This window comes from Streptomyces sp. NPDC005722 (assembly GCF_040630935.1).
Classification (GTDB): domain Bacteria; phylum Actinomycetota; class Actinomycetes; order Streptomycetales; family Streptomycetaceae; genus Actinacidiphila.
The window spans coordinates 77560-95790 of the sequence record NZ_JBEXYN010000013.1 but is presented as its reverse complement, the minus strand read 5'-3'; the positions used below and the strand labels follow the sequence as shown (position 1 = coordinate 95790).

Below are 18231 nucleotides of genomic sequence, written 5' to 3'. Positions count from 1 at the left end.
GTGCGCCCCGGCGCGCGGGTCACGGCAGCACGACGCCCCGCGACCGGGGAGCCGGTCGCGGGGCGCTCGGGCCGTGCGAGGGGGTCAGCGGACGAAGACGCCCGCCTGGTTCGCGAGGTCCAGGAAGTACTGGGGCGCGACGCCCAGCACCAGGGTGACGGCCACACCCACCGCGATGGCCGTGGAGGTCAGCGGCGAGGGCACCGCGACCGTGGGGCCGTCGGCCTTGGGCTCGCTGAAGAACATCAGCACGATGACCCGGATGTAGAAGAACGCGGCGATCGCGGACGAGATCACACCCACGATCACCAGCGGCATCGCGCCACCCTGCGCGGCGGCGCTGAAGACCGCGAACTTCCCGGCGAAGCCCGAGGTGAGCGGGATGCCGGCGAAGGCGAGCAGGAAGACCGCGAAGACCGCCGCCACCAGCGGGGAGCGCCGCCCCAGACCCGCCCAGCGCGACAGGTGCGTGGCCTCCCCGCCGGCGTCGCGCACCAGCGTGACGACCGCGAAGGCGCCGAGCGTCACGAAGGAGTACGCCGCCAGGTAGAAGAGCACCGAGGAGACGCCCTCCGGCGTGGTCGCGATGACACCGGCCAGGATGAACCCGGCGTGCGCGATCGAGGAGTACGCGAGCAGGCGCTTCACGTCGGTCTGGGTGACCGCCACGATCGCGCCGACCAGCATCGTGAGGATCGCGACGCCCCACAGCACCGGCCGCCAGTCCCAGCGCAGCTCCGGCAGGACCACGTAGAGCAGCCGCAGCAGCGCGCCGAAGGCGGCGACCTTGGTGGCCGCGGCCATGAAGCCGGTGACCGGGGTCGGGGCGCCCTCGTAGACGTCGGGCGTCCACATGTGGAAGGGCACGGCGCCCACCTTGAACAGCAGCCCCATGCCGACCAGCGCGGCGCCGATCAGCAGCAGCGCGTCGTTGCCCGCCGAGTCGGCGAGCGCCGGGGTGAGCTTGGCGGTGCCGTCGACCACCGACGCGATGCCGGAGTAGGAGACGGTGCCCGCGTAGCCGTACAGCAGGGCGATGCCGAAGAGCAGGAAGGCGGAGGAGAAGGCGCCCAGCAGGAAGTACTTGACGGCCGCCTCCTGCGACATCAGGCGGCGCCGCCGGGCGAGGGCGCAGAGCAGGTAGAGCGGGAGGGAGAAGACCTCCAGGGCCACGAAGAGGGTCAGCAGGTCGTTGGCCGCGGGGAAGATCAGCATGCCGCCGATGGCGAACATCAGCAGCGGGAAGACCTCGGTGGTGGTGAAGCCGGCCCGGACGGCCTCCTTCTCCTGGTCGCTGCCGGGCACCGCGGAGCCCTGCGCGGCGAAGGAGTCGACGTGCCGGCCGTGCGCCTTCGGGTCGAGCCGGCGCTCGGCGAAGGTGAACACCCCGACCAGGCCCACCAGCAGGATCGTGCCCTGCAGGAAGAGGGCCGGGCCGTCGACGGCGACCGCGCCCATGGCGGCGATGTGGGCCTTCGTCGTGGCGTAGCCGCCCGCCGCGAGCGCCACGACCGCGGCGAAGGCGGCGGCCAGGCCGACGACCGCGAGGCCGACCTGCCCGGTGTAGCGGAAGCGCCGCGGCGCGAACGCCTCGAGGAGGATGCCGAGGACGGCCACCCCGAAGACGATCAGGACCGGGGCGAGCTGGGCGTACTCGATCTTCGGCGCGGTGATCTTGTCGGCGGCGAGCGGTGCCGCCGTTGTCCACAGGCTGTGGACAGCAACTGTGCTGCTCACTTGGATGCCTCCAGCGCCGGCTTGGGGTCGGTCTTGTGCACGTCGGAGAGCGTCTGCCCGACCGCCGGGTTGACGACGTCGGTCAGCGGCTTCGGGTAGACGCCGAGCAGGAGCAGCAGCGCGATCAGCGGCGCCACGACGGCGAGTTCCCGGACCTTCAGGTCGGGCATGCCCTCGACCCCGGCCTTCACCGGGCCGGTCATCGTCCGCTGGTAGAGGACGAGGACGTACAGCGCGGCGAGGACGATGCCGGCGGTGGCGACGATCCCGATGGCCGGGTAGCGGCTGAACGTCCCGACGAGGACGAGGAACTCGCTGACGAAGGGCGCGAGCCCCGGCAGCGACAGGGTGGCCAGTCCGCCGATCAGGAAGGTGCCGGCCAGCACCGGGGCCACCTTCTGCACCCCGCCGTAGGAGGCGATGAGCCGGGAGCCGCGGCGGGAGATCAGGAAGCCCGCGACCAGCATCAGCGCGGCGGTGGAGATGCCGTGGTTGACCATGTACAGCGTCGCGCCGCTCTGGCCCTGGGAGGTCATCGCGAAGATGCCCAGGATGATGAAGCCGAAGTGCGAGATCGACGCGTAGGCGACCAGCCGCTTGATGTCGCGCTGGCCGACGGCGAGCAGGGCGCCGTAGATGATGCTGATCAGCGCCAGCACCAGGATCACCGGCGTCGCCCACTTGCTGGCCTCCGGGAAGAGCTGGAGGCAGAAGCGGAGCATCGCGAAGGTGCCGACCTTGTCGACGACCGCGGTGATGAGGACCGCGACCGGCGCCGTGGCCTCGCCCATGGCGTTGGGCAGCCAGGTGTGCAGCGGGAACAGCGGGGCCTTGACCGCGAACGCGAAGAAGAAGCCCAGGAACAGGGCGCGTTCGGCGGTGGTGGACATGTCGAGCTTGCCGGACGCCCGGGCCTGCAGGATCTCCTGGAGGGAGAAGGTGCCCTGCCCGAGCTGGTCGGCGGTGACGGCGTAGAGCCCGATGACCGCGGCCAGCATGATGAGCCCGCCGGCCAGGTTGTAGAGCAGGAACTTCACCGCCGCGTAGGAACGCTGACGGGCCGCCTCCTCCTCCCCGTGCTCGTGCGCACGGTCCCCGAAGCCTCCGATGAGGAAGTACATCGGGATGAGCATGGCCTCGAAGAAGATGTAGAAGAGGAAGACGTCCGTGGCCTCGAAGGAGATGATCACCATCGCCTCGACCAGCAGGATCAGCGCGAAGAAGCCCTGGGTGGGCCGCCAGCGGCGGTTGGGGTTCTTCTCCTCCAGGGGGTCGGCGTCGTGCCAGCCCGCGGCGATGACGAACGGGACGAGCAGCGCGGTCAGCGCGATCAGCGCGACGCCGATGCCGTCGACGCCGAGTTCGTAGCGGACGCCGAAGTCGGCGATCCAGGCGTGGGACTCGGTGAGCTGGTACCGGGCCCCGCCGGGGTCGAAGCGCACGAAGACGACGGCGGCCAGCACGAGCGTCGCCAGCGAGACGAGCAGCGCGAGCCACTTGGCGGCCCCGCGCCGCGCGGCCGGCACGGCGGCGGTCACGATCGCGCCGAGCGCCGGCAGGCCGGCGGTCAGGGTGAGCAAGGGGAACGACATCAGGCAACACCCCTCATCAGCAGCGTCGCGGCGACCAGCACCGCGGTGCCCGCCAGCATCGACACGGCGTAGCTGCGCACATAACCGTTCTGGAGACGCCGCATCCGGCCGGAGAGGCCGCCGACGGCGGCAGCGGTGCCGTTGACGACGCCGTCCACACCCTTGTGGTCCACGTAGACCAGACCGCGGGTGAGGTACTCGCCGGGCAGCACCAGGGCGACGTGGTTGAAGTCGTCCTGGAGCAGGTCGCGCCGGGCGGCGCGGGTGAGCCAGGAGCCGCGCGGGGCGACGGCCGGGACCGGACGGCGTCCGTAGACGGCCCAGGCCAGGGCCACGCCGAGCACCATGACCACCATGGTGGCGCCGGTGACCGCGCCCGCGCCGATCGGCGGGTGGCCCTCCTCGTGACCGGTGACCGGCTCCAGCCACTTCACGAAGGCCTCGTTCCAGCTGAACAGGAAGCCGGCGAAGACCGAGCCGAAGGCCAGGACGACCATGGGGATCGTCATCGACTTCGGCGACTCGTGCGGGTGCGGCTCGTGGCCGTCCGCGTCGGGCTGCCAGCGCTTCTCGCCGAAGAAGGTCATCAGCATCACGCGGGTCATGTAGAACGCGGTGATCGCCGCGCCCAGCAGGGCCGCGCCGCCGAGGATCCAGCCCTCGGTGCCGCCCTTGGCGAAGGCGGCCTCGATGATCTTGTCCTTGGAGAAGAAGCCGGACAGGCCCGGGAAGCCGATGATCGCCAGGTAGCCGAGGCCGAACGTGACGAAGGTGACCGGCATGTACTTCCGCAGGGCCCCGTACTTGCGCATGTCCACCTCGTCGTTCATGCCGTGCATGACCGATCCGGCGCCGAGGAAGAGCCCCGCCTTGAAGAAGCCGTGGGTGACCAGGTGCATGATCGCGAAGACGTAGCCGATCGGGCCGAGGCCCGCGGCCATCACCATGTAGCCGATCTGCGACATCGTCGAACCGGCCAGCGCCTTCTTGATGTCGTCCTTGGCGCAACCGACGATCGCACCGAAGAGCAGCGTGACCGCGCCGACCGTCACCACGGCCACCTGGGCGGTGGGCGCGGCGTCGAAGATCGCGCCGGAGCGGGTGATCAGGTAGACGCCCGCGGTCACCATCGTCGCCGCGTGGATCAGGGCCGAGACCGGGGTCGGGCCCTCCATCGCGTCGCCGAGCCAGGACTGCAGCGGGACCTGGGCCGACTTGCCGCAGGCGGCCAGCAGCAGCATCAGGCCGATGCCGGTCAGGACGCCCTCGCCCGCCCCGTCCACCGCGCCGAGGACCGGCCCGAAGGAGAAGGTGCCGAAGGTGGTGAACATCAGCATGATCGCGATGGACAGGCCGACGTCACCGACGCGGTTGACGATGAAGGCCTTCTTGGCCGCCGTCGCCGCGCTGGGCTTGTGCTGCCAGAAGCCGATGAGCAGGTACGAGGCGAGGCCCACGCCCTCCCAGCCGACGTACAGCAGCAGGTAGTTGTCGGCGAGGACCAGCAGGAGCATCGCCGCGAGGAACAGGTTGAGGTAGCCGAAGAAGCGGCGGCGCCGCTCGTCGTGCTCCATGTAGCCGATCGAGTAGATGTGGATGAGCGTGCCCACACCGGTGATCAGCAGGGCGAAGGTCATCGACAGCTGGTCGAGCTGGAAGGCCACGTCCGCCTTGAAGCTCCCGACCGAGATCCAGGTGAAGGCGGTCGAGTGCAGCGCGCGGTCCTCGCCGCCGCGACCGAGCATGTCGAAGAAGAGCACCGCCGCGACGGCGAAGGACGACCCCGCGAGCACGGTGCCGATCCAGTGGCCCGTACGGTCCAGCCTCCGGCCGCCGGTGAGCAGCACACCGGCGCCCAGCAGCGGCAGGAGGACGAGCCATCCGATCAAGTAGTCCACTGTGGCTACCCCTTAGAGCTTCATCAGGCTGGCGTCGTCGACCGAGGCCGAGTGGCGGGAGCGGAAGATCGTCACGATGATCGCCAGGCCCACGACGACCTCCGCGGCGGCCACGACCATCGTGAAGAAGGCGATGATCTGGCCGTCGAGGTTGCCGTGCATGCGGGAGAAGGTGACGAACGCCAGGTTGGCGGCGTTCAGCATCAGCTCGACGCACATGAAGACGATGATCGCGTTGCGCCGGATCAGCACCCCGGCCGCGCCGATGGTGAACAGCAGCGCCGACAGGTACAGGTAGTTGACCGGATTCACTTCGACGCCTCCTCGGAGCGCTGTTCCAGCTCGGCGACCTTGGCGACCGACTCCGCCGACACGTCCCGGTACTGGCCGCGGCCGCGCAGCGTCGGGCTGACGCTGAGCTCCGAGACCGTGCCGTCCGGCAGCAGGCCGGGGACGTCGACCGCGTTGTTGCGGGCGTAGACGCCGGGCGCGGGGAGCGGGGTGACCTGCTTGCCCTCGCGCACCCGCTGCTCGGCCAGTTCGCGCTGGGTGGCGCGGGCCTGGGTGCGCTCGCGGTGGGTGAGGACCATCGCGCCGATCGCGGCGGTGATGAGCAGCGCGCCGGTGACCTCGAAGGCCCACACGTACTTGGTGAAGATCAGCGAGGCGAGTCCCTCGACGTTGCCTCCGGCGTTGGCCCGGCCCAGCCCCTCGAAGTTCTTGAGCGAGGCGTTGGCGATGCCGGCGACCAGCAGCGCCCCGAAGCCGAGGCCGGCTCCGGCGGCCAGCCAGCGCTGCCCCTTCAGCGTCTCCTTGAGCGAGTCGGCGGCGGTGATGCCGACCAGCATGACGACGAAGAGGAAGAGCATCATGATCGCGCCGGTGTAGACGACGATCTGGACGACGCCGAGGAAGTACGCGCCCTGGGCCAGGTAGAAGACCGCCAGGACGATCATCGTCCCGGCGAGCGACAGTGCGCTGTGCACCGCCTTCTTCATCAGCACGGTCGCGAGCGCGCCGAGCACCGCGACGGTGCCCAGCACCCAGAACTGGACCGCCTCCCCGGTGGAGGTGGTGTACGCGGCCGCAGTGGTCAGCGTGGTCAGGCCGTTCATGCCTCGCCTCCCGTCCCGGCCGGGGCGGTGCCGCCCGTCGCGGGGACCGTCGTGCCCGCACCGTCCTGCTCGCGCCGGTCGTCCGGCACCGTCTCGTCCGGCTTCTCGCCCTTGGAGACCGCGACCTGGCGCTCGGTGCCCGGTGCCGCGTGGGTCACCGCGCCGCGGTAGTAGTCGCCCTCGTCCATGCCCGGGAAGATCGCGTGCGGGCTGTCGACCATGCCCTCCTCCAGGCCGGCGAGCAGCTGCTCCTTGGTGAAGATCAGCGACTCGCGGCTGCTGTCGGCCAGCTCGTACTCGTTGGTCATGGTCAGGGCGCGCGTCGGGCAGGCCTCGATACAGAGCCCGCACAGGATGCAGCGGGCGTAGTTGATCTGGTAGACGCGGCCGTAGCGCTCACCCGGCGAGTAGCGCTCCTCGTCGGTGTTGTCGGCGCCCTCGACGTAGATCGCGTCCGCCGGGCAGGCCCAGGCGCACAGCTCGCAGCCCACGCACTTCTCCAGCCCGTCCGGATGCCGGTTGAGCTGGTGGCGGCCGTGGAACCGCGGCGCGGTCGGCTTCTTCTCCTCGGGGTACTGCTCGGTCAGCCGCTTCTTGAACATGGCCTTGAAGGTCACGCCGAAGCCGGCTACCGGGCCCAGGAACTCAGGCATCGTCGGCCTCCTTGCCTACGAGTTGACGCTCCGCACGGGACGGCCGCCGCGGGACGGGCGGCAGCTCCTGGCCGGGCAGCGGCGGTACGGGGAACCCGCCCGCCATGGGGTCGAACGGCTCCTGCGGACCGGCCTCCCCGGCCGCCTCCCTGGCCTTGTCCCCGCGGTCGCGGAAGACGTCGAAGACCAGCGAGACCAGGAGCAGCAGGACCACGCCGCCGCCGACGTAGAGCACGATCGACTGGAAGTCGTAGTTCTCGTTGCGCAGCGCCCGGACGGTGGCGACCAGCATCAGCCAGACCATCGAGACCGGGATCAGGACCTTCCAGCCCAGCTTCATCAGCTGGTCGTAGCGCACGCGGGGCAGCGTGCCGCGCAGCCAGATGAAGAAGAAGAGCAGCAGCTGCACCTTGATCACGAACCAGAGCAGCGGCCACCAGCCGTGGTTGGCGCCCTCCCAGAAGGTGCTGATGGGCCACGGGGCCCGCCAGCCGCCCAGGAAGAGCGTGGTGGCCACGGCCGAGACGGTCACCATGTTCACGTACTCGGCGAGCATGAAGAGCGCGAACTTGATCGAGGAGTACTCGGTGTTGAAGCCGCCGACCAGGTCGCCCTCGGACTCGGGCATGTCGAACGGCGCCCGGTTGGTCTCGCCGACCATGGTGCCGATGTAGATGATGAAGGACACCGGCAGCAGCAGCACGTACCAGCGGTCCTCCTGCTGGGCGACGATCTGCGAGGTCGACATCGAGCCGGAGTAGAGGAAGACCGACGCGAAGGCGACGCCCATCGCGATCTCGTACGAGATCATCTGCGCGCAGGAGCGCAGTCCGCCGAGCAGCGGGTAGGTCGAGCCGGAGGACCAGCCGGCCAGCACGATGCCGTAGATGCCGACCGATGCGGTGGCCAGGATGTAGAGGACGCCGATCGGCAGGTCGGTGAGCTGCATCGGCGTGCGGTGGCCGAAGATGGAGATCTCGTTGCCCGCCGGGCCGAACGGGATCACCGCGACCGCCATGAAGGCCGGGATGGCCGCCACGATCGGGGCCAGCACGTAGACGACCTTGTCGGCCTTCTTGACGATCAGGTCTTCCTTGAGCATCAGCTTGATGCCGTCGGCGAGCGACTGGAGCATGCCCCAGGGGCCGTGCCGGTTGGGGCCGATGCGCAGCTGCATCCACGCGACGACCTTGCGCTCCCACACGATGGAGAAGAGCACGGTCACCATCAGGAACGCGAAGCAGAAGACCGCCTTGATGGCGATCAGCCACCACGGGTCCCGTCCGAACAGGGACAGGTCCTCGGCGGCGAGCGTCGTCAGTCCCGTCACGGGGTCACCTCCGGTGCGGCAGCGGCGTCCACGGCGGCCGGGGCGATCCGGACGACCTGGCCCGGCAGGGCACCGGTGTCCGAGGCGACTCCCCCGCCGGCCGAGTTGAGGGGCACCCACACGACCCGGTCGGCCATCGCCGTCACCTGCAGCGGCAGCCGGACCGTGCCCAGCGGACCGGACACCTCCAGCGGCTCGCCGTCGGCGACGCCGATCTCCTTCGCGGTGGTCGCCGACAGACGGGCGACCGCCGGGTGGCGGGTGCCGGCGAGGGCGTCGTCACCCTGCTGCAGCAGGCCCTGGTCGAGCAGCAGCCGGTGGCCCGCGAGGACCGCCTCGCCGCTGCCGGGCTTCGGCAGCTGACGGCCGGTCTCCTGCGGGGCCGCGGCGCGCGGGCCCTCGTACGGGGCGAGCCGGGACAGCTCGGCGCGGGCCGAGCGGACGTCGGCGAGGCCGAGGGGGACGTCCATCGCGTCGGCCAGCATGGTCAGCACCCGGGCGTCCGGGTACTGGTGGCGCTGGACCTGCTGGCCGGGCTTGATCGCGGCCTCGAAGAGCCGCACCCGGCCCTCCCAGTTGAGGAACGTGCCGGCCTTCTCGGCGACGGCGGCGACCGGCAGGACGACGTCCGCCCGGTCGGTGACCTCGCCGGGACGCTGCTCCAGGCTGACCACGAAGCCCACCGCGTCCAGGGCCGCGCGGGCCCGGGCCGGGTCGGGCAGGTCGGCCGGCTCGACGCCGCCGACGACGAGCGCACCGAGCTCGCCGCTCGCGGCCGCCTCCAGGATCTCGCCGGTGTCGCGGCCGTGGCGGGACGGGAGCGTGGCCACGCCCCAGACCCCGGCGACCTCGTCGCGGGCCCGCGGGTCGGTGACGGGGCGGCCGCCGGGCAGCAGCCCGGGCAGGGCGCCCGCCTCGACGGCACCGCGCTCGCCCGCGCGGCGCGGGATCCACGCCAGGTTGGCGCCGGTCGCCTGCGCGAAGCGCACGACCGCGGTCAGCGCGCCGGGTACGGCCGCCAGCCGCTCGCCGACCAGGACGACCGAGCCCTCCTCGCGCAGCGCCTCGTGGGCGGTGAGGCCGTTGCCGTCCAGACCCACCCCGCCGGCGAGGGCGTCCAGCCACTCGGTCTCGGTGCCGGGCGCGGCGGGCAGCAGGGTGCCGCCCGCCTTCTCCAGCCCCCGGGTGGCGAACGGGGCCAGCGCGAAGGTGCGCTGCTTGTGCCCGCGCCAGGCCTTGCGGAGCCGCAGGAAGACGCCGGGCGCCTCCTCCTCGGCCTCCAGCCCGGCCAGCAGGACGGCGGGGGCCTTCTCCAGCAGGGTGTACGTGACGCCGTCGCCGGACAGGTCCCGTCCGCGGCCCGCCACCACGGACGCCAGGAAGTCGGCCTCCTCGGCGGAGTGCACACGGGCCCGGAAGTCGACGTCGTTGGTGTCGAGGGCGACGCGGGCGAACTTGGCGTAGGCGTACGCGTCCTCGACGGTGAGCCGGCCGCCGGTCAGCACGCCCGTCCGGCCGCGGGCCGCCGCGAGGCCGCGCGCCGCGGCCTCCAGGGCCTCGGGCCAGCTCGCCGGCTCCATCTCACCGGTGTCGGCGTCGCGGACCAGCGGGGTGGTCAGCCGCTCGGGGCGCTGCGCGTAGCGGAACCCGAAGCGGCCCTTGTCGCACATCCACTCCTCGTTGACCTCGGGGTCGTCCTGCGCGAGCCGGCGCATGACCTTGCCGCGCCGGTGGTCGGTACGGGTGGCGCAGCCGCCCGCGCAGTGCTCGCACACGCTCGGCGAGGAGACCAGGTCGAAGGGCCGGGACCGGAAGCGGTAGGCCGCCGAGGTCAGGGCGCCGACCGGGCAGATCTGGATGGTGTTGCCCGAGAAGTACGACTGGAAGGGGTCGCCCTCTCCGGTGCCCACCTGCTGCAGCGCGCCGCGCTCCAGCAGCTCGATCATCGGGTCGCCGGCGATCTGCTGCGAGAAGCGGGTGCAGCGCGCGCACAGCACGCAGCGCTCGCGGTCCAGCAGCACCTGGGTGGAGATCGGCACCGGCTTCTCGTAGGTCCGCTTGCGTCCCTCGAAGCGGGTGTCGGCCTGGCCGGCGGACATCGCCTGGTTCTGCAGCGGGCACTCGCCGCCCTTGTCGCAGACCGGGCAGTCCAGCGGGTGGTTGATGAGCAGCAGCTCCATCACCCCGCGCTGGGCCTTGTCCGCGACGCCGGAGGTGAGCTGGGTCCTGACGACCATCCCGTCGGTGCAGGTGATCGTGCAGGACGCCATCGGCTTGCGCTGGCCCTCCACCTCGACGATGCACTGGCGGCAGGCGCCCACGGGGTCGAGGAGGGGATGGTCGCAGAAGCGCGGGATCTCGATGCCGATCATCTCGGCGGCACGGATCACCAGGGTGCCCTTGGGCACGGAGATCTCGACGCCGTCGATGCTGACGGACACCAGGTCCTCGGGCGGCACCGCCGCCTCACCGGAGGCGGCGCTGGTCGTGACGGTCACGCGTTCACCTCCAGGTGAGACTTGTCGGCCCAGACCGTGGACTTGGCCGGGTCGAAGGGGCAGCCGCGGCCCTCCAGGTGCTCCACGTACTCGTCGCGGAAGTACTGGAGGGAGGAGAAGATCGGGCTGGCCGCTCCGTCGCCGAGGGCGCAGAAGGACTTGCCGTTGATGTTGTCGGCGATGTCGGCGAGCTTGTCGAGGTCCGCCAGGGTCCCCTTGCCCGCCTCGATGTCGCGCAGCAACTGGACGAGCCAGTACGTGCCCTCGCGGCAGGGGGTGCACTTGCCGCAGGACTCGTGGGCGTAGAACTCGGTCCAGCGGGTGACGGCGCGCACCACGCAGGTCGTCTCGTCGAAGCACTGCAGCGCCTTGGTGCCGAGCATGGAGCCCGCGGCGCCGACGCCCTCGTAGTCCAGCGGGACGTCGAGGTGCTCGTCGGTGAACATCGGCGTCGAGGAGCCGCCCGGGGTCCAGAACTTCAGCTTGTGGCCGGGCCGCATGCCGCCGCTGAGGGTCAGCAGCTGGCGCAGCGTGACGCCCAGCGGGGCCTCGTACTGGCCGGGGTTGGCGACGTGGCCGCTGAGCGAGTAGAGCGTGAAGCCGGGGGACTTCTCGCTGCCCATCGAGCGGAACCAGTCCTTGCCCTTGAGCAGGATCGACGGCACCGAGGCGATGGACTCGACGTTGTTGACCACCGTCGGGCAGGCGTAGAGACCCTCGACCGCCGGGAAGGGCGGACGCAGCCGGGGCTGGCCGCGGCGTCCCTCCAGGGAGTCCAGCAGCGCGGTCTCCTCACCGCAGATGTAGGCGCCCGCGCCGGCGTGGACGGTCAGCTCCAGGTCGAAGCCGCTGCCCAGGATGTCCTTGCCGAGGAGTCCCGCCTCGTACGCCTCGGCCACCGCGTGGTGCAGCCGCCGCAGCACGGGGACGACCTCGCCGCGCAGGTAGATGAAGGCGTGGTTCGAGCGGATCGCGTGGCAGGCGATCACCATGCCCTCGATGAGCGAGTGCGGGTTGGCGAAGAGCAGCGGGATGTCCTTGCAGGTGCCGGGCTCCGACTCGTCCGCGTTGACGACGAGGTAGTGCGGCTTGCCGTCGCCCTGCGGGATGAACTGCCACTTCATCCCGGTGGGGAAGCCCGCGCCGCCGCGGCCGCGCAGGCCGGCGTCCTTGACGAGGGCGATCACGTCGTCCGGGGGCAGGGCCAGCGCCTTGCGCAGGCCCTCGTAGCCCTCGTGGCGACGGTACGTCTTGAGGGTCCAGGACTGCGGATCGTCCCAGAAGGCCGAGAGAACGGGTGACAGTACCTTCTCCGCCGAGTCGACCATGGTCACCGGTCCTCCTCGCCTTCGGTCGGGCGCTCCGTGACCGGTCCCGCCGGGTGCTCCGGGTCGGAGACCGCGGAGTCCAACGGGGCGTCGTGGGAGCTGGGGTGGGCCGGGGGCGTCTCGTCCTGCGGCGGCGCGGAGGTCTGCCGGGGCACGCCGGCCCCGGTGCCGGGCAGCGACTCGCCGCGGGCGAGCCGCAGGCCCGCGAGCGAGGCGGGGCCGGCGCCGCCGGTCGCCTCGACGGCGCCGGGGCGCTCGTCGGGGAACCCGGCGAGGATCCGGGACGTCTCCTTGAAGGAGCAGAGAGGGGCGCCGCGGGTGGGTTCGACGGTGCGGCCGGCGCGCAGGTCGTCGACGAGCCGCTTGGCCGACGCGGGGTCCTGGTTGTCGAAGAACTCCCAGTTGACCATCACCACGGGGGCGAAGTCGCACGCCGCGTTGCACTCGATGTGCTCCAGCGTGATCTTGCCGTCATCGGTGGTCTCGCCGTTGCCCACGCCGAGGTGCTCCTTGAGCTCCTCGAAGATCGCGTCGCCGCCCATGACCGCGCACAGGGTGTTGGTGCAGACCCCGACCTGGTACTCGCCGGAGGGCCCCCGCCGGTACATCGAGTAGAAGGTGGCCACCGCGGTGACCTCGGCCGTGGTCAGCCCGAGCTGTTCGGCGCAGAAGCGCACCCCGGTGCGGGAGACGTGGCCCTCCTCCGCCTGCACCAGGTGCAGCAGCGGCAGCAGGGCGCTGCGGCTGCCGGGGTAGCGCGCGATGACCTTCGCCGCGTCCTCGGCCAGCCGGTGCCGTACGTCGGCCGGGTACTCCGGCGCGGGCATCGCGGGGATGCCGAGTGATACCTCTGTCACCGGTCGACGCCTCCCATCACGGGGTCGATGGACGCCACCGCGACGATGACGTCGGCGACCTGGCCGCCCTCGCACATCGCCGCCATGGTTTGCAGGTTGGTGAAGGACGGGTCGCGGAAGTGGACGCGGAAGGGGCGGGTGCCCCCGTCGCTGACCACGTGGACGCCGAGTTCGCCCTTGGAGGACTCGACGGCGACGTACGCCTGGCCGGCCGGGACCCGGAAGCCCTCGGTCACCAGCTTGAAGTGGTGGATCAGGGCCTCCATGGAGGTGCCCATGATCTTCTTGATGTGGTCGAGCGAGTTGCCGAGCCCGTCCGGCCCGAGGGCGAGCTGCGCGGGCCAGGCGATCTTCTTGTCGGCGACCATGACCGGGCCGGGCTGCAGCCGGTCCAGGCACTGCTCGACGATGTCCAGCGACTGCCGCATCTCCTCCAGGCGGAGCAGGAACCGCCCGTAGGAGTCGCAGGTGTCGACGGTCGGCACCTCGAACTCGTAGTTCTCGTAGCCGCAGTACGGCTGCGACTTGCGCAGGTCGTGCGGCAGACCGGTGGAGCGCAGGATCGGGCCGGTGGCGCCGAGCGCCATGCAGCCGGCGAGGTCCAGGTAACCCACGTCCTGCATGCGGGCCTTGAAGATCGGGTTGCCGGTGGCGAGCTTGTCGTACTCGGGCAGGTTCTTGCGGAACTTCTTCACGACCTCGCGGACCTGGTCCACGGCGCCGGGCGGCAGGTCCTGGGCGAGGCCGCCGGGGCGGATGTAGGCGTGGTTCATCCGCAGGCCGGTGATCAGCTCGAAGACGTCCAGGATCATCTCGCGGTCGCGGAACCCGTAGATCATGATCGTGGTGGCGCCGAGCTCCATGCCGCCGGTGGCGATGGCCACCAGGTGCGAGGAGATGCGGTTGAGCTCCATCAGCATCACGCGGATCACCGAGGCGCGGTCCGGGACCGCGTCGGTGATGCCGAGCAGCTTCTCCACCGCCAGGCAGTACGCCGTCTCGTTGAAGAACGGCGTCAGGTAGTCCATGCGCGTCACGAACGTGGACCCCTGGGTCCAGGTCCGGAACTCCATGTTCTTCTCGATGCCGGTGTGGAGGTAGCCGATGCCGCAGCGGGCCTCGGTGACCGTCTCGCCGTCGATCTCGAGGATCAGCCGGAGCACGCCGTGGGTGGAGGGGTGCTGCGGGCCCATGTTGACGACGATGCGCTCGTCGTCGGCCTTGCCGACGGTCTCGGCCAGTTCGTCCCAGTCGCCGCCGGTGACGGTGAAGACCCGGCCCTCGGTGGTCTCCCGCTCCGCGGCCTGCTGGGGTGCGTGGTGAGTGCTCACGAGTACGACCTCCGCTGGTCCGGAGCAGGGATCTGGGCGCCCTTGTACTCGACGGCGATGCCGCCGAGGGGGTAGTCCTTGCGCTGCGGGTGGCCCTGCCAGTCGTCCGGCATCATGATCCGCATCAGGGCGGGGTGCCCGTCGAAGACGATGCCGAAGAAGTCGTAGGCCTCGCGCTCGTGCCAGTCGTTGGTCGGGTAGACCTCGACGAGCGACGGGACGTGCCGGTCGGCGTCGGAGACGCTCACCTCCAGCCGGATCAGCCGGTTGTGGGTGATCGAGCGCAAGTGGTAGACGGCGTGCAGCTCGCGGCCCTTGTCCTCCGGGAAGTGGACGCCGCTCACGCCCGTGCAGAGCTCGAAGCGCAGCGCGGGGTCGTCCCGCAGGGTCCTGGCGACCAGGGGCAGGTGCTCGCGCGCGACGTGGAAGGTGATCTCGTCGCGGTCCACGACGACCTTCTCGACCGCGTTGTCCGGGACGAGTCCCTGCTCCTCGAGGGCACCCTCGAGCTCGTCGGCGACGTCGTCGAACCAGCCGCCGTAGGGACGGCTCGCCGCACCGGGCAGCCGTACCGTGCGCACCAGACCGCCGTACCCGGAGGTGTCGCCGCCGTTGCGGGCACCGAACATGCCGCGCTGGACGCGGATCGCCTCCCCGTGGTCGCCGCGCTGACCGGGCAGCCCGGCCGCGTTGACGTCCTTGTCCGGGTTAGGGGTGTCCGGGGAATCCGTCATCGGAGCAGCCCCTTCATCTCGATCGTCGGCAGCGCCTTCAGCGCCGCTTCCTCCGCCTCGCGCGCGGCCTCTTCGCGGTTCACGCCGAGCTTGCTGTGCTGGATCTTCTGGTGGAGCTTGAGGATGGCGTCCATCAGCATTTCGGGACGCGGCGGACATCCAGGGAGATAAATGTCAACAGGCACCACATGGTCAACACCCTGCACAATTGCGTAGTTGTTGAACATCCCGCCGCTCGATGCGCAGACCCCCATCGAGATCACCCACTTGGGGTTCGGCATCTGGTCGTAGACCTGGCGCAGGACGGGCGCCATCTTCTGGCTCACCCGGCCGGCCACGATCATCAGGTCCGCCTGGCGGGGGGACCCGCGGAAGACCTCCATGCCGAAGCGGGCCAGGTCGTACCTCCCGGCCCCGGTCGTCATCATCTCGATGGCGCAGCACGCGAGGCCGAAGGTGGCCGGGAAGACCGACGCCTTCCGGACCCAGCCGGCCGCCGCCTCGACGGAGGTGAGCAGGAACCCGCTCGGCAGCTTCTCTTCAATACCCATGGCTATTCTCCGCCCCTAGTCCCATTCCAGACCGCCGCGACGCCAGACGTAGGCGTACGCGACGAAGACCGTGAGCACGAAGAGGAGCATCTCGACGAGCCCGAAGACCCCGAGGGCGTCGAAGGTGACGGCCCAGGGGTAGAGGAAGACGATCTCGATGTCGAAGACGATGAAGAGCATCGCCGTCAGGTAGTACTTGATCGGGAAACGGCCACCCCCGGCTGGATGCGGAGTCGGCTCGATGCCGCACTCATACGCCTCCAACTTGGCCCGGTTGTACCGCTTCGGGCCGATGATGGAGGCCATGACCACGGAGAAGATCGCGAAGCCGGCCCCGAGGCCGCCCAGCACGAGGATGGGCGCGTAGGCATTCACGTCCCCGCTCCTTCCAGTCGACGATGACTGATGACGGACCGTGCCCGAACGTGCGCCCCGTGCCACCTGGATCCGCTCCATGTGAGGCAGTTCACAAGCCCGGACTGCCCGCATCCTATGCCTCCTGGTCTGTGATCTGCGACACGGGGTTCAGTCTGGTCCTTGTGATCTCTGCCACCAGTCGAACGATCATGAACGGGGATGAGCGGTGATCTTCTCACTCAGTAATCCCAAACGATCACCAGAAGTCACATTTACTTGCGTTTCCGCTGGTAAACAGGGGTGCCGCACTATCAGGCACCCGCGAGCCGAGGCAAATTGGAGCTGGGTCGGGGGACGTGATAGCGCCTCCCCACCCGTGCGGGTGAGCCGCGAAACCGCGCGCTGACGGCGACCGGAGGCACGTGAACGCGCGCACGAGGATTTGTACTTGGGTGTCCCTATAGTCCTGAATAAGGAAGATCAAAAAGGGGACAATACCACTGGTCGTGAGCCAACTGTGGCGCATCACACTTTTGTTGAACGGAACCGACCTGGCCTGATACCCAAGTCTTCATGTCCCTTCAGACCTCGCATATAAGCCGCCGGCGACGAGCCGCGCAGAGCCCCAACTGGGTGCGCCGCGCAGGAGTCGCCGGCGGCGTCATCGGAACGCTCGCCCTGACCGGAATGTCCGCCCCGGCGAACGCCGAGCCCTCGGCCGCCGACCCGGCGACCACGGGGAGCATCCCCGTCATCCCCGCCCTCTCCACCGCCGCCTCCGCCGCGCAGGCCGCCGACGCCGTCGACGAGACCGTCGTCGAGCAGCAGCTGGACGCCGCCCGCGCGCAGGCGCGCACCGAGGCCATGAAGGCCGCACAGAAGAAGAAGGCCGCCGCCGACGCGCGGTCGCGCGCCGCTGCCAAGGCCGCCGAGGCGCGCGAGACCGCGACCGCGTCCCGCTCCGCCGGACGCACCGCGCTGGCCGCCTCCTCCTCCACTTCCGCGACGGGCAGCGTCGCCTCCGTCCTCGCGTTCCTGAAGGCCCAGGTCGGCAAGCCGTACGTGTACGGCGCCACGGGCCCCAGCGCGTACGACTGCTCCGGTCTCACCCAGGCCGCCTTCCGCACCATCGGCGTCGACCTGCCGCGCACCTCGCAGGCGCAGTCGACGTTCGGCACCCCGGTGTCCGTGAGCGCGGTCCAGCCGGGCGACCTCCTCTTCTGGGGCGGGGTCGGCTCCGCCTACCACGTGGCCGTCTACATCGGCGGCGGGCAGTACCTGGACGCGGCGAACCCGAGCAAGGGCGTCGTCATCCAGCAGATGTCCAACTACATGCCGACGTCGGCCGTCCGCGTGCTCTGATCACGGGCCCCGTCCCCACGGAGGCCGCCGGCCCGCACCCGGGCCGGCGGCCTCCTCCGTTGCACCCGCGTACGGTCCTCCGCCGCCGCGAGGGGGGCCGCCGCACCGCGCCCCGCGGCAGGCGGCCGGGCCCGGCCCCGCCGCAAGGAGAGGTACCGCACGCGGGGCCGGGCGACCGGGGAGCCCCGTACGGGGCTCACGCGCCGGAGCCCGGCTCCGCCGTGGCGGGGGACCGGGCTCCGGGCGACGGGTTCACCGGCGGCAGTCGTGGCCTCCGCCGTGCCAGACCCTGACCCACTGGCCCGGCGTGCGGACCCATTTGACGCGACCGTGGCTGGACACGCGCACCAGGCGTCCGGGGCGGTACTCCAGCTTCCAGGAGCCCAGACCGACCGAGCACTGACGCTGCCGGTCGCCCCTCCGGTCGTCGCCGCGGCGGTCGTCCCCGCGGCGGTCGTCCCCGCGGCGGTCGCCGTCCCGCCGGTCGTCGCCACGACGGTCGTCACCACGACGGTCGCCGTCCCGGCGGTCGTCACCGCGCTGGTCGCCCGCACGGTGGTCCGCGGAGGCCGCGGAGGCCGGGCCGGCTGCGAGCACGCCCCCTCCGGCGAGCAGGAACGAAGCGGCCGCGGCGGCGAGGACCTGGGTTATACGCGTGCTCATGTCTGCACCCTTCTGTTGATCACGGATCCCCGAGCAGTGATCAAAAGTATGAGCACAGCGCCTCAAATCCCGCATTTCGGGCGCGAGCTGACTCCGGGGCAGGCGCATCTGACATCGATGTCAACGACATCGATGTCAAAGGACCGGCGGCCCGCCCCGCCCGCGCCCCTCCACCCCGGCCCGCGCGAACCGGCCATCCGGGAGAGGGAGTTCACCACCCCGCCC

Annotated in this window: 16 protein-coding genes; 1 reads left to right on the top strand and 15 read right to left on the bottom strand. The window is 70.7% G+C overall.

Annotated elements, in window-relative coordinates; translation table 11 throughout:
- Nucleotides 1–84: 84 nt before the first annotated feature.
- The 14 genes from nuoN to ABZ479_RS17385 are packed head-to-tail and all read right to left on the bottom strand — an operon-like array spanning nucleotide 85 to nucleotide 15999.
- Nucleotides 85–1737, bottom strand: a complete 1653-nt coding sequence (gene nuoN, locus ABZ479_RS17450) for an NADH-quinone oxidoreductase subunit NuoN (protein ID WP_500462416.1) — start codon at nucleotides 1735–1737, stop codon at nucleotides 85–87.
- Nucleotides 1734–3329, bottom strand: a complete 1596-nt coding sequence (locus tag ABZ479_RS17445; protein WP_499606380.1) for an NADH-quinone oxidoreductase subunit M — start codon at nucleotides 3327–3329, stop codon at nucleotides 1734–1736. The genes nuoN and ABZ479_RS17445 overlap by 4 nt, the downstream gene beginning before the upstream one ends.
- Nucleotides 3329–5227: an NADH-quinone oxidoreductase subunit L gene (gene nuoL / locus ABZ479_RS17440; RefSeq protein WP_500462415.1), complete on the bottom strand. Its 1899-nt coding sequence runs from the start codon at nucleotides 5225–5227 to the stop codon at nucleotides 3329–3331. The genes ABZ479_RS17445 and nuoL overlap by 1 nt, the downstream gene beginning before the upstream one ends.
- A 12-nt stretch (nucleotides 5228–5239) precedes the next feature.
- Nucleotides 5240–5539 carry an NADH-quinone oxidoreductase subunit NuoK gene (gene nuoK, locus ABZ479_RS17435; RefSeq protein ID WP_018558801.1) on the bottom strand — a complete coding sequence of 100 codons (300 nt, stop codon included), beginning with the start codon at nucleotides 5537–5539 and terminating at the stop codon, nucleotides 5240–5242.
- Entirely contained in the window at nucleotides 5536–6342 is an 807-nt protein-coding gene (locus tag ABZ479_RS17430; RefSeq protein ID WP_500462414.1) for an NADH-quinone oxidoreductase subunit J, read from the bottom strand. Before ABZ479_RS17430 ends, nuoK begins: the two co-directional genes overlap by 4 nt.
- Nucleotides 6339–6995, bottom strand: coding sequence for an NADH-quinone oxidoreductase subunit NuoI (nuoI, locus tag ABZ479_RS17425; RefSeq protein ID WP_500462413.1), 657 nt, complete (start codon nucleotides 6993–6995; stop codon nucleotides 6339–6341). The genes ABZ479_RS17430 and nuoI overlap by 4 nt, the downstream gene beginning before the upstream one ends.
- Nucleotides 6988–8325: an NADH-quinone oxidoreductase subunit NuoH gene (nuoH, locus tag ABZ479_RS17420; RefSeq protein ID WP_500462412.1), complete on the bottom strand. Its 1338-nt coding sequence runs from the start codon at nucleotides 8323–8325 to the stop codon at nucleotides 6988–6990. Before nuoH ends, nuoI begins: the two co-directional genes overlap by 8 nt.
- On the bottom strand, nucleotides 8322–10823 hold the full coding sequence (locus ABZ479_RS17415) for an NADH-quinone oxidoreductase subunit G (RefSeq protein ID WP_500462411.1): 2502 nt from the start codon (nucleotides 10821–10823) through the stop codon (nucleotides 8322–8324). Before ABZ479_RS17415 ends, nuoH begins: the two co-directional genes overlap by 4 nt.
- Nucleotides 10820–12151 carry an NADH-quinone oxidoreductase subunit NuoF gene (nuoF, locus tag ABZ479_RS17410; RefSeq protein ID WP_499606468.1) on the bottom strand — a complete coding sequence of 444 codons (1332 nt, stop codon included), beginning with the start codon at nucleotides 12149–12151 and terminating at the stop codon, nucleotides 10820–10822. Before nuoF ends, ABZ479_RS17415 begins: the two co-directional genes overlap by 4 nt.
- Before the next feature lie 2 nt (nucleotides 12152–12153).
- Nucleotides 12154–12978, bottom strand: coding sequence for an NADH-quinone oxidoreductase subunit NuoE (gene nuoE, locus ABZ479_RS17405; protein ID WP_500462482.1), 825 nt, complete (start codon nucleotides 12976–12978; stop codon nucleotides 12154–12156).
- Between the two features lie 26 nt (nucleotides 12979–13004).
- Nucleotides 13005–14339, bottom strand: coding sequence for an NADH-quinone oxidoreductase subunit D (locus ABZ479_RS17400; RefSeq protein WP_500462410.1), 1335 nt, complete (start codon nucleotides 14337–14339; stop codon nucleotides 13005–13007).
- On the bottom strand, nucleotides 14336–15073 hold the full coding sequence (locus ABZ479_RS17395; protein WP_499606373.1) for an NADH-quinone oxidoreductase subunit C: 738 nt from the start codon (nucleotides 15071–15073) through the stop codon (nucleotides 14336–14338). The genes ABZ479_RS17400 and ABZ479_RS17395 overlap by 4 nt, the downstream gene beginning before the upstream one ends.
- Nucleotides 15070–15624, bottom strand: a complete 555-nt coding sequence (locus tag ABZ479_RS17390; RefSeq protein WP_018558792.1) for a NuoB/complex I 20 kDa subunit family protein — start codon at nucleotides 15622–15624, stop codon at nucleotides 15070–15072. Before ABZ479_RS17390 ends, ABZ479_RS17395 begins: the two co-directional genes overlap by 4 nt.
- Before the next feature lie 15 nt (nucleotides 15625–15639).
- Nucleotides 15640–15999, bottom strand: a complete 360-nt coding sequence (locus ABZ479_RS17385; RefSeq protein WP_018558791.1) for an NADH-quinone oxidoreductase subunit A — start codon at nucleotides 15997–15999, stop codon at nucleotides 15640–15642.
- Nucleotides 16000–16554: 555 nt separating this feature from the next.
- On the opposite strand from ABZ479_RS17385, the gene ABZ479_RS17380 reads away from it, so the two are divergent.
- Nucleotides 16555–17343, top strand: a complete 789-nt coding sequence (locus ABZ479_RS17380) for a C40 family peptidase (protein ID WP_500462409.1) — start codon at nucleotides 16555–16557, stop codon at nucleotides 17341–17343.
- Between the two features lie 252 nt (nucleotides 17344–17595).
- Here ABZ479_RS17380 and ABZ479_RS17375 read toward each other — a convergent pair whose 3' ends face one another.
- A complete protein-coding gene (locus ABZ479_RS17375) occupies nucleotides 17596–18006 on the bottom strand; it encodes a hypothetical protein (RefSeq protein ID WP_500462408.1) in 411 nt (136 codons plus the stop codon).
- Nucleotides 18007–18231: the final 225 nt, after the last annotated feature.